The organism is Frankia sp. CeTa3Moorea (genome assembly GCF_978021225.1).
In genome coordinates, this window is record NZ_CDXDOR010000038.1 from 1 (window position 1) to 10,523 (window position 10,523).

Consider the following 10,523-nt stretch of genomic DNA (forward strand, 5'->3'; position numbering starts at 1 on the left):
ACCCTGCCCCCGCACAGCGCCCCGTCCCGGCACGGCCCCCCGGGGAACCGGCACCTCGCCGAGCTCAGTCATCGCCGCCACCATGCCGTCCTCCGATAGCACCATGCCGTCCTCCGGCAGGACCCTGGACCCGGTCGGCGTCCGGAACCCGATCGGCGGTGCGCACCCGGTCAACCACCGGCGCTCCACCGCCGGGCGAGTCCTCGTGACCGTCGAAGGTGCCACCCAGGCGCCGGCCACGACCCAGCGTGATATGGACAAACGAGTAGGGTAGCCAGGGACCCGTCACCTCGGCGGGGCACCCCGCCGCGTCCAGCTCCCGCGTCAGCGCGGTCGCCGTGGTGAGGAAAGCCTCCTCCTCCGAACGCGGCACGAGGTACGCGCAGTCGAACATCCGCCCCGGCCGACCGGTGTGCCGACGGGCGTCATCCCGCGTGTGCGCGGCCAGCTCCCGATCCGCCCGATCGACCATCGCCGCGATCTCGTCACGCCGGTCCCGCTCCGCCTGCAGCTCCCGGCGCCGCTCGGCAAGATAGGCCGTTCCCGAGCCGGTTGCCGAGCCGGTTGCCGAGCCGGCCCGCCCACCCACACCCACCGTGGGCACGGTCTCCGCCGGGTGGTGGACAGGCGAATCCACCCGGAATCCCCACTCACGGGCGTCCCGGACGGCGTCCAGCATCCGGAGCAGGTCCCGTACCTGGTCGTCGAGGATGGCCCGGGCCTGCTCCGGGTCGGCGAGCACCGTGCCGAACCGCAGCGGCAGCACACCGCCGCGTTCCAGCAGCTCCCACAGCACCTGATCGTGCCGGCGGGCCAGCACGGCGAGGCGACCGGTGTCGGAGACGTCCTCCTCGAGGTCACGCAGCAGGCTCAACTCGACCTCCGAGACGGCGAGTGACAACGGCCCGCAGGCGATCGCGTCCACCTCGGTGCCGGCGCCCAGCCCCTCGATTCCGGCGGTGTCGCTCGCCGCGGGGATGATGCCGTATGCGTAAAGACCGCGGTCGGTCCGGGACGCGCGCGAGGACGTCCGGACGCCGGGCCCGACCGCGCCCACAGTTTCGACGGTCGACTCCGGAAGCGACTCCGGAACCGACTCCGGAACGGACTCCGAGACGGACTCCGAGACGGACTCCGACCGCGAGACCGACCCCGACTGCGAGACCGGAACGGGAGGAAGGTCCCGGGGCGGGGTCACGGCCGGCCGGATGCCCTCCATCACCACCCGGGTGATCTCACGGGCGAGGCACTCGACGATCTGATGTCGGGCGAGTTCGCGGGCCTCTCGGACGGCCTCCTCGACGATCTCAGGCGCGAGTCGCCGGGCGAGGGCCGTGAGGTCCTCAGCCCCGGCCGTCGTGCTCATGGCCGCTACTCCCTCGTGTCCCGTTCCTCGGCGGCCGATACCCCGTCAAGGCCGATCCCCCCTGCGCCAGCCAGGCCGGCCGGCCCCGCCGAAGAGCCGCTCGACCGCGTCCGCCGGATCCCGGTCCGTCGGCTCGCCCACACCCTCCCCGGCACGATTCGCGATCTGCGCGGGACGGTCGGCGATCCGCTCAGGGTGGTCTTCGGTCCGCCCGGGCCACCGCCCGTCGGCGGGCTCGACCTCGGCCAGCCGCGACCGCAACCTCCTGTTCTCCTCCTCCAAAGATCGCGCCCGGGAGTTGAAGAAGGGGTCCGCGGTCCACCAGTCCAGGCCCATCTCCCGCGCCGTGTCCGCCGAGGCGATGAACAGCCGCAGCTTCAGGGTGAGCAGCTCGACGTCCAGGACGCTGACGACCACGTCTCCGACGATCACAACCCCCTTGTCGAGGACCCTTTCCAACACGTCGGCCAGCGAGTCCGGACGCGAACCACCCCAGGGCCGGGCACGAGGCGGCCCGGCGAAGAGGCTGCGGTCGACGGTCATGGCCCTGCCCGGTTCCTGCTGTCGCGATGGGCGACCTCACGCGGCAACCTCGTCAGTCGGTGGCGGTCAGTCGGTGGCGGTCAGTCGGTGGCGGTCAGTCGGTGGCGGTCAGTCGGTGGCGCCATGGACGAACCTCCGCAGCCACTCGTAACCGACGAGGTTCCCCTCCCTGTCGACGTCCAGCCGGTAGGTGGCGAGCACGCTCGTGGTGGACGGGATGCGCTCCAACTCGACGACGTCGGCCAGCACCGACCAGCCGTCGTCGGTCCGCCGCGCACCGGAGACCCGCTCCGGACTATGCCCCAACAGCGTCCCGAACTCGTCCAGCACGCCGGGCAGCACCGCCGCCAGTCCCCCGCGGCCCACCCGGCGACGGGCGGTCCTGTCCTCGTCTGGGCTCATGGCGTCTGGGCTCATGGCCGGTACGCGGCCCCCGTCCACCCCCGTCTCCGGGACAAGGAGGACCGAGGCATCGAAGACATCGACACGCCGCCCATTCCCGGGACTACCGGCTCCAAACTCCCAGCGTACGACGGGTGTCGACCGCAGATCACCGACCGCCGCACCACCCCGGAGGAGCCCCCGCCCGGAGGAGCCAAGGCCACCCACGCCGAAGATCCACTGGAGGTGGAGAGGTCAGCGCGTCCTACGGGATCAGCGCGCCCATGCCGCCCGCACTGCCCGCGTGGGGCTCGAAGATGATCGGTCCGAGCCAGCGGACCGGGTGAGGATCCTCTGGGTAATCTCCTCGGCCGTCAGCGGCGGCGCGAAGAGAAAGCCCTGCGCACTGTCGCAGGCGGCCGCGCGCAACCGCTCGGCCTGCATCAGGGTCTCGACGCCCTCGGCGGTCACCGTCAGGCGCAGGGTGTGAGCCAACGCGACCAGCGTCTGCACGATCTCCTCATTCCCCGGGTCGGCGTCCCGCGCCGAGCGGAAGCCCTCGATGAACGGTCCGGCGAGCTTGAGCGTGTGCACCGGCAGCCGACGCAGGTAGGCGAGGTTGGAATAACCGGTGCCGAAGTCGTCGATAGCGATCCGCACGCCCATCTCGGCGAGCCCGCGCAGGACCCGCAGCGGCTCGTCGGCCGTGCCCATGAAGGCGCTCTCGGTAAGTTCCAGCTGGAGCAGGTCCGGGGAAAGCCCGGTCTCGTCGAGAATGCGTCGGACCTGTTCCACCAGGCCGGCCTCGCGGGTCTGCCGGGCGGCCAGGTTGACGCTGACGAACGGGGCGTGCGGATGACACTCCTGCCACTGCCGCGCCTGCCGGCAGGCAAGCTCCAGCACTCGCCGGCCGAGGGGCACGATCTGCCCGGTCTCCTCCGCCATCCCGATAAACAGATCGGGGGGCAGCAGACCGAGGCCGGGATGCCGCCAGCGGACCAGCGCCTCCACCCCGACCATCGCCCCGGCGGCCATCCTGGCACCCGCACCGTCGCCGAGAGCGATGATCGGCTGGTACTCGACGACGAACTGGTCCTGTTCGAGGGCGCGGGGCAGCATGGTCGACAGAGTGTGCCGGGTCGCCTGCCGGACGCCTCGCTCCGCGTCGAACAGGGCCCAGCGGCCCTTCCCCTCCGCCTTCGCCCGGTAGAGCATGATGTCGGCGGCCCGCAGCAGATCGGCGTAGTCCCCGTCGGCGACGGGCCGTTCGACGATGCCGATGCTCGCTCCGATGGACAGCGCGTGGTCACCCACCCGCAGCGGGCTCGCCAGCGCCGCCAGCACGGTCTCGGCGACGGCGACGGCGTCCGCCGTGCCGGCTGTGTCGGCGACGAGGATCACGAACTCGTCACCACCCATCCTGACCAGGAGCTGCTCCGGGGACAGCACCCGACGCAGCCGGTCCGTGACGGCGACGAGCAACCGGTCGCCGACGTCGTGGCCGAGGCTGTCGTTCACCATTTTGAATCCGTCGAGATCGATGAAGCACAGCCCGACGCGACGTTCCGGTCCCGTGGCCATCAGTTCGTGGACCCGTTCGATGAGTACCGTCCGGTTCGGCAGGCCGGTGAGCGGGTCGTGCCGCGCCTGGCGGCGCAGCTGGCTCTGCAACAGATGCCGGTCGGTCACATCCGCGATCATGGAGAGCTGCGCACGGCACCGCCCGTCGTCGTCGCGCAGGCACGACGTGGTCAGCTCGGCCCACACCACCGACCCGCCGATCCCGGTGAACCGCCGCTCCATCCGGATGTGCTCCGGTCCGGCGGTCCGCTGGGCGGCATAGGCCTCCCGGAGCTCCCCCGCGTCCTCGGGATGCGCGAACTCGTCGATTGACCTGCCCTGCACCTGACCCGGGCCGACTCCGAGCATCCGCAGAAAAGCGTCGTTGGCGTCGATGATCCGTCCGTCTCCGTCATTGATCAGGATTCCGATCGCGGAGCCGGTGAAGATCAGCCGGAAGCGGGCATCGCTCGCGTGCAGGGCCGCGCGATGGATCGAGTCCTGCCCGGCGAGGATCCGCTCCCGCAGCGCCTGGGCGTATCCCTGGGCCAGGCCGCCCTGCAACGCCGCCAGCCGGGCGCCGTACCCGTCGGCCGTCCCGAGTCGTAGGTCGGTGAGCAGTCTGGTGCCACAGATCTCGATGGTTCCGGCCAACGCGTCCGCGGCGCCGAAGGTGTACTCGACGACGGCAGCCCCGACCGCGGCCGCAGGGTCGGCCGTGAACGGTTCGGCGAGCAGGGCGTCGACGAGCCGGTCGCTCAACGCCCGTAACCGCTGCTCGACGTCGATCAGGCCGATCGCCGGGTAGCTGGCGCCGAGGATCTCTCGGGCCCAGGCCTGGGCGAAGCGCGCGACGCCCTGCTGGCGGGCCGTCTGGGGCAGGGACCTCACCGCACGCACTCCTCATCGCACGCATGTCTTACCGGACCATGACGAACCTTGGGCCTGACCCGCCCTGTGACAAAACCTCGGCCGCTGGCCGGAAAAACGCCGGAAGCCGGAAAAAAACTAATAAAAGTTAAGAAAAGTGAGAGATAGCCAGGAAAAACCATAAAAGGCCAAGGACGGCCAAGAACAGCCAAGGAACGGCGAGCTACCGGCTACCGGCGCCCGACCGCGGCAAGTACCGTGGAACGCACCGGGTTGCCCGCGAGGGGATCGGCGCCCATGCCCGCCGCGTCCGGGCGCCAGGCCGGCAGGTAGACCAGGCCCGGGTCAACGAGGTCGTATCCGCGGAGCAGATCGGTGATCTCCGCACGGGAACGCGGGGTCACCCCGGTGGGGGTCTCGTCGTAGACCTTGCTGGCCTGGTTGATCTCTACGGCCCGCTCGTCCGCGATCACATGCGAGATGGCCAGGTAACTGCCCGGCGCCGTCGCCTCCCGGAAGGAATCGATGATGCCAGCGGGGTCATCGCGGTCGGGGACGAAATGCAGAACCGTCACCATGAGCACGGCGATCGGTTGAGAAAGATCGAGCAGCTCGGCCACCGCGCTGGAGCCGAGGATCGACGCGGGCTGCCGAACATCCGCCTGCAGCACCGTGGCCCGCGGATTGTCGGCGAGCAGCATCCGGGAGTGGATGACGGCGACCGGGTCGATGTCGACATAGACGACCCGGGCCTCCGGATTCACCCCTTCGGCGATCTCATGTACGTTACCGACCGTCGGCACCCCGGAGCCGAGATCCAGGAACTGTGTGATCCCGGCCTCGGCAGCGAGGAAGCGCACCGCCCGGTGCAGGAACAACCGGTTCGATCTGGCGATCAGCAGGGCATCCGGGAGGATCTCGAGGGCGGCGCGCGTCGCCTCCCGGTCCACCGCGAAATTGTGCGATCCGCCGAGCGCGTAGTCGTACATCCGCGCAGCGCTCGGGCGATTGACATCGATCCCCGCGGCCCACTCGGGCAACTCCTCCATGATCATCCATTCTCCTGCGCGACCCACTAGACGACGTACGGTGAGGAGATTGTCTACCATCGCCACCTTCGTCACCACACCGGCCGGTGTCGCTACGGAGACCAGTACCTCCACATCGCGTTCGCACCGCGTTCGCTCGTTTCATCGCACGCCCGCCCTACCTCCCGCCCGGGCCTCCCGGCGGCGCGGACCGACCTCCGGCGGCGGCCCATGGGGAAGCCGCCGACCGTGCCGAATGTCCGGTTTGACCAGACCGTCCGACCCTGCCCTGCGTGGCCGTCCACGGATGACACTGGTCTGGAACCTGGATCGAGGGTCGACGCCCGCGACGGCCGAGGAGACCCCTACGGCCGCAAGAACCGGAAGAACCGAAAGAACCGGGAGGACCGGAGCTCGCGGCGGCAGCCGACAGACCGACGGCGGCCGGGACAGCGCGGGTATTCGGGCGTCGCCCTCGGCCGGGACCGTACGAGGCTCCGGTACGAGGTTCCGGGTGAGGAGTGGGACGAGATGCGCGCCCTCGTCGTGTATGAATCGATGTTCGGCAACACCAGGGTGATCGCGGACGCCGTCGCGATCGGCCTGTCGACGTGGTTGGACGTCGGACTCGTGGAGGTCGGCACCGCGGACCCGGCCCTGAACGACGATGTCAGGCTCCTCATCGTCGGCGGGCCCACCCATGCGTTCGAGATGAGTCGGCCCGAGACCCGACACGACGCCACCAGGCGGACCGAGGGCAACGTCGTGTCGCCGGGAATCGGGATCCGGGAGTGGCTCGAGGCACTGCCCAGGCAACCGAGTGGGTCGCCCGAGGGGATACCGCTCACCGGAGCGGCCACGTTCGACACGAAGGTCCGTCACCCCCGTCCCGCGGGTTCGGCCGCGGCCGGTGCGGCAAAGTGCCTGCACCGTCTCGGCTTCTCCCTCCTCGACCGTCCGCGGAGCTTCTACGTCGACGGCCCGGCGGGCCCACTGGTGGCCGACGAACCCGAACGCGCCCGCCGCTGGGCCGAAAGCCTCGGATGGATGGTCCCTGCCTCGGCGAAGGGTAACGCGCTTTCCTGAGCCGCCTTGACACAGCAACACTTCACCCGGATCGCCGCCGAGTACGAACGACTCGGTGGAGGAAGTCGGATCTTGCACGGATCTGTAAGGTTTCTGGTTGCACAAACTGGCAGAGGCGATTTTCGGGCGTGACTACCGGGCGGCGAGGAAAGCGGCTTCGCGGGCGGCGACCTCGGTGACGCGGTTGACGTCCGTCCAAGCACGCTCGCGGAGAAAGGCGCCGAGGTCGTCTGGCCACCCCAGACGCTCGCCGAAGAACCAGGCAAGGAGCTTGTCGGCGTTGCTCTGATCATCGTCGGTGGACTGAGTCCACATCTGCCGTTTCCGCCTTGCTCGGCGGCAGCACTCGGGCCAGTCGGGTTCAGCCGAAAGGAGCGCTACCCAGTCGACCCATTCACCGGACGACGCGCGCGCAATACCCTCAGCCACAGTGTGTGCCAACGGAACGGCCAAGAGGAACTCGTCAAGGATGCTGGCGATGGGCGTCTCCTGCCGCACGACTTCGTTCCAGAGCACGGTGGGGGTAAATTCAGTCGCAGCGGGCGAGGTCGTTTCGCTACTCGACGGCATGAGGTCGTCGCGCATCCGTTCGAGCATGGCCACTGCGTCGGCCCGCTTCTGATCGACTCGGCCTTGCGGCAGCCACGCGCGCAACGCCTCGAGCTGTTCGGGGGGGCACGGCACCAGGTTCAGCAGGTGCTCCCACCGGCGGTCAGCATAAAACAACGAACGTGCGGTCTGAACGACGAGCTCTCCGGTCATGCGAGAGACCACGCCCTGCGCCGTCGCGGCAGCTACGGTCGCTCGCACGTTCACCAGGGGCTCCGAAAGCGGCCGAAAGCCGTGCTTGCTCGTTGCATGCACAAGGGCCACCTCGTCGTCCGAGGTCAGCTCACCGGAGCAATATCCCGCAGCGATGTCACCGACGGCGACCATGCCGAAGGGCGCCAGCTCGGCGCCGCGTAGCGCCCCCATGCTCGACGACCCGTAGACCCGGATCCCGAGCGCTAGGGCGTACAGGATCTCCTTGTGCCACACTGCCGGCACTTGGTGGAAGTAGCCGTCGATGATCCCGATCGTGGGCGGTCTCTCCTGGCTGATCCGCCACACGTCCCCGAGCTGAACGGGCGGCAGGAACTCGGCGTCCAGAACGGCGCGAGCGTCGTCGATGCCGAGTGTCGGGCCGAGGAAGACGACTGGCAATGGCCCAGTCACTGGCCCGGTCAACCGACGACGCCCTCGACAGCGGCGCGAGCGCGAGCACCCGGCTTGTACCCCGACACGTCACTGGGCGGCTCGAGACCTGGAACAACCGCGCGGCCGACCGCAACGCCGGTGTCCGGCCGGCTGAGGTCAACCCACCAAGGGTCGAAGCCTCGGGTGACGAGCGCACTCACCACGGCTTCCAGGTCGCGCTCGAGCGTGCTCGTCGAGAGGTCGGGGAGGTCGCTGACGTCGCGGCCGCCGCGCAACGACGCCCGCCAGCGCTCTCGCAGCAGTCGCGCCTGCTCGGCGGCAGCGGAGCTCGGGCGGTAGCGGGCGCGGAACATGTCATCGCGTGCGCCGCTGATGAGCGTGAGACGGCTCTGCGCCGCTTCGGTGACGGCACGGCACAGCGCGATGTCTCGACTGGGATGGCATCCCATGCCACTCGTGGCGTAGACCGTGAGATCCTGGTCGTCGGCGTCTGGCTCGAAGACTGTGCACTCCACAGTGGCGACACCGATATCGCTCGTCGCGTCGTGGAGCATCACAGCGATCCCAGCCTCGTCGAAGCGCTCAAGCAGTGACCTGCCGACCGGGTCGGTGACGCTGCCAAGATCGATGGTGGTCGTGGTGACGTCGCCGGTAAGCCGCCACATGGTGATCGCATCGCGTTCGATCAGCTCGCAGAGTGCGTGGAGCTTGGCTTCGAAGCCGTTGTTGCCCGACGATAGACCGTTCGAGGTACAGCTGAACCAGCCGCTACCTGGCGGTTCCTGAACTCGACCGTCGGTGTGCACTACCTCGAACGGGACAAGCGCCGCAGTGCCGTCGACGAGCGAGGCAGCCGCCACCCACGTCGTCGGTGTCGTGGTCGCAAAATTCGCTCCGGTTGCCCGAGCCAGGCCAGACCAATCGGCTATCTGGTGGCGCGGCGCAAGGTCGCAGGCGGGTCCCCACACGGTCGGCACACTCGCCCGTTCGGCGTGCCACAGCTCGACGGATTCCATGATTGCCGAGGCTTTGGCGGCGGCAAGCGTGACGCCCTTGCCCATCGAGACGGCCAGCGAGTAAGCGGCCGGGCGGCAGGCAGTCACCACCGGTATGCCGATCCGGTCCAGTCCAGTGATGTCCGCTACTCTCGTGATCCCGAACATGTCGAGCTGGCCGCGCAGCCGCCGGACGGTTTCTTCCGGCGCCACCGCGCGGTGGGTCCCGAGGGTGAAGGTCTTTGCTGTCATCGCGATCCTCCGGCCACCAGATGCACGACGTCAGTTGCCATCTCGGTCCGAGGTCGCCAGGCGCAGGCGAGGTCTCGTGCGCGCCGCGGCGGAGCGGGCCGGCGGGTCGGCGTCGGGTGTCAGTGGCAAGGCCAGTGCCAAGAACCGGTCGCCATCCCGGAACACGAGGCGAGCATCGGTCATCTCGGTCAAAAAGGCTCGCACTTCGTCGGGATCGAGGTCAAGGTCGCGGTCGCGAAGCAGGCGATCCGCCGCGCTCGACGGGGTGGCGCCGTCGAGGCAGGCGAGGTAGAGCTCCGCCTCGACGTCGTCGAGGAAGATGTCGCGGCTCGGGAGCAAGGGGCGACGGTCGCGGATACGCAGGAACCCCGGCCCTCTCTCGTATCGAAGCGACCGGTGGCGCCCGGGCGTCCAGCAGCGGTCCCAGGCGTCGACCGCGTCACGCAACGGGGCGACCGCTTGTTCGGGGTCGTGCCCGTCCACGTGCTCGTACTCGAACGCATACGCCAGGCCGGCGAGCTCGTCCGCCGGCACGGAGTGCAGGTGGCGGTAGTAGGCGGCGGGACCGAGCAGCCGCAAGCCGTGGGACGCGGGTTTGTCGAAGTAAGGGCTGAACCGCTGGACCTGAAGCCGGACCAGCCCGGGCGGCTTGAGGTGGACAAGTGACTTCACCAGGTCTGCCATCGCCACGTAGTCTTCGTCGGTCTCGCCCGGCAGCCCGTAAATGATATTCCAGGTCGGAAGCAGCTCGTAGCGCGCCGCAAAGATCAGGAGGCGTATATTTTGCCACACGGCGACGCCCTTGTCGATACTACGCAGCAGGGGTGTGCTCAACGTCTCGATGCCGGGCTGTATCCGGTGGACTCCCGCGTCGCGAAGCTGTCGGACCTGGTCGGGCACGAGGTTCGACTTGATCTCGTAAAAGAAGCGGTAGTCGTGGCCGGCCTTGCGCCGTTTGGCGAGCTCAGGCAACACGCTGTCGAAGAACTTGGGATCCAGGATATTGTCGACGACGTCGAACTCCACCCTGCGGTGGCGGCGGGCGAGAAACTCGATTTCGTCCACGACCTGGTCCGGGGCTTTGGCCCGGAAGGAATTTAAGTTTTCCTATAACATTCATATGAATATGGATAAGTGTAGAATTTATGCAAAAAGTGCTACTATAAGATAGTCTTGATTGAATTATTGCAATAAAAGTATGTGTTAAATAAATAATATGAAGTCATTTTTCACATTGTTAAGGAG

At 68.4% G+C, this 10,523-nt stretch carries 8 protein-coding genes and 1 pseudogene; 1 reads left to right on the top strand and 8 read right to left on the bottom strand.

All coding sequences use genetic code 11. The annotated features are described in order from the left end of the window. Positions 1–64: 64 nt before the first annotated feature. From AC08OV_RS09435 to AC08OV_RS09455, 5 genes are all read right to left on the bottom strand, one after another. Positions 65–1,366, bottom strand: a complete 1,302-nt coding sequence (locus AC08OV_RS09435) for a GvpL/GvpF family gas vesicle protein (protein ID WP_476619551.1) — start codon at positions 1,364–1,366, stop codon at positions 65–67. 45 nt (positions 1,367–1,411) lie between these two features. Then, positions 1,412–1,909 carry a gas vesicle protein gene (locus AC08OV_RS09440; protein ID WP_476613050.1) on the bottom strand — a complete coding sequence of 166 codons (498 nt, stop codon included), beginning with the start codon at positions 1,907–1,909 and terminating at the stop codon, positions 1,412–1,414. 108 nt (positions 1,910–2,017) lie between these two features. Beyond that, positions 2,018–2,311 carry a gas vesicle protein GvpO gene (gene gvpO, locus AC08OV_RS09445; protein ID WP_476613051.1) on the bottom strand — a complete coding sequence of 98 codons (294 nt, stop codon included), beginning with the start codon at positions 2,309–2,311 and terminating at the stop codon, positions 2,018–2,020. 252 nt (positions 2,312–2,563) lie between these two features. Beyond that, a complete protein-coding gene (locus tag AC08OV_RS09450; RefSeq protein ID WP_476613052.1) occupies positions 2,564–4,741 on the bottom strand; it encodes a putative bifunctional diguanylate cyclase/phosphodiesterase in 2,178 nt (725 codons plus the stop codon). A 209-nt stretch (positions 4,742–4,950) separates the two neighbouring features. Then, positions 4,951–5,769 carry an SAM-dependent methyltransferase gene (locus AC08OV_RS09455; RefSeq protein WP_476619552.1) on the bottom strand — a complete coding sequence of 273 codons (819 nt, stop codon included), beginning with the start codon at positions 5,767–5,769 and terminating at the stop codon, positions 4,951–4,953. Positions 5,770–6,279: 510 nt separating this feature from the next. On the opposite strand from AC08OV_RS09455, the gene AC08OV_RS09460 reads away from it, so the two are divergent. Further along, on the top strand, positions 6,280–6,834 hold the full coding sequence (locus AC08OV_RS09460) for a flavodoxin family protein (RefSeq protein WP_476613054.1): 555 nt from the start codon (positions 6,280–6,282) through the stop codon (positions 6,832–6,834). Between the two features lie 132 nt (positions 6,835–6,966). On the opposite strand, the gene AC08OV_RS09465 is transcribed toward AC08OV_RS09460, so the two are convergent. The 3 genes and pseudogenes from AC08OV_RS09465 to AC08OV_RS09475 all read right to left on the bottom strand — a co-directional run. Continuing rightward, a complete protein-coding gene (locus AC08OV_RS09465) occupies positions 6,967–8,037 on the bottom strand; it encodes a TfuA-like protein (protein ID WP_476619553.1) in 1,071 nt (356 codons plus the stop codon). Positions 8,038–8,057: 20 nt separating this feature from the next. Further along, positions 8,058–9,278 (bottom strand): YcaO-like family protein, encoded by a 1,221-nt coding sequence (locus AC08OV_RS09470; RefSeq protein WP_476613056.1) that lies wholly within the window; start codon positions 9,276–9,278, stop codon positions 8,058–8,060. Positions 9,279–9,308: 30 nt separating this feature from the next. Continuing rightward, positions 9,309–10,355 (bottom strand): annotated as a pseudogene (locus AC08OV_RS09475) (RiPP maturation radical SAM C-methyltransferase); the annotation flags it as partial. Positions 10,356–10,523 lie beyond the last annotated feature (168 nt).

Bases quoted from the DNA above. Each gene is read 5' to 3' on its own strand.
- gvpO (WP_476613051.1), bottom strand. From the start codon at position 2,311: ATGAGCCCAGACGAGGACAGGACCGCCCGTCGCCGGGTGGGCCGCGGG.
- AC08OV_RS09440 (WP_476613050.1), bottom strand. From the start codon at position 1,909: ATGACCGTCGACCGCAGCCTCTTCGCCGGGCCGCCTCGTGCCCGGCCC.
- AC08OV_RS09435 (WP_476619551.1), bottom strand. From the start codon at position 1,366: ATGAGCACGACGGCCGGGGCTGAGGACCTCACGGCCCTCGCCCGGCGA.
- AC08OV_RS09455 (WP_476619552.1), bottom strand. From the start codon at position 5,769: ATGGAGGAGTTGCCCGAGTGGGCCGCGGGGATCGATGTCAATCGCCCG.
- AC08OV_RS09460 (WP_476613054.1), top strand. From the start codon at position 6,280: ATGCGCGCCCTCGTCGTGTATGAATCGATGTTCGGCAACACCAGGGTG.
- AC08OV_RS09470 (WP_476613056.1), bottom strand. From the start codon at position 9,278: ATGACAGCAAAGACCTTCACCCTCGGGACCCACCGCGCGGTGGCGCCG.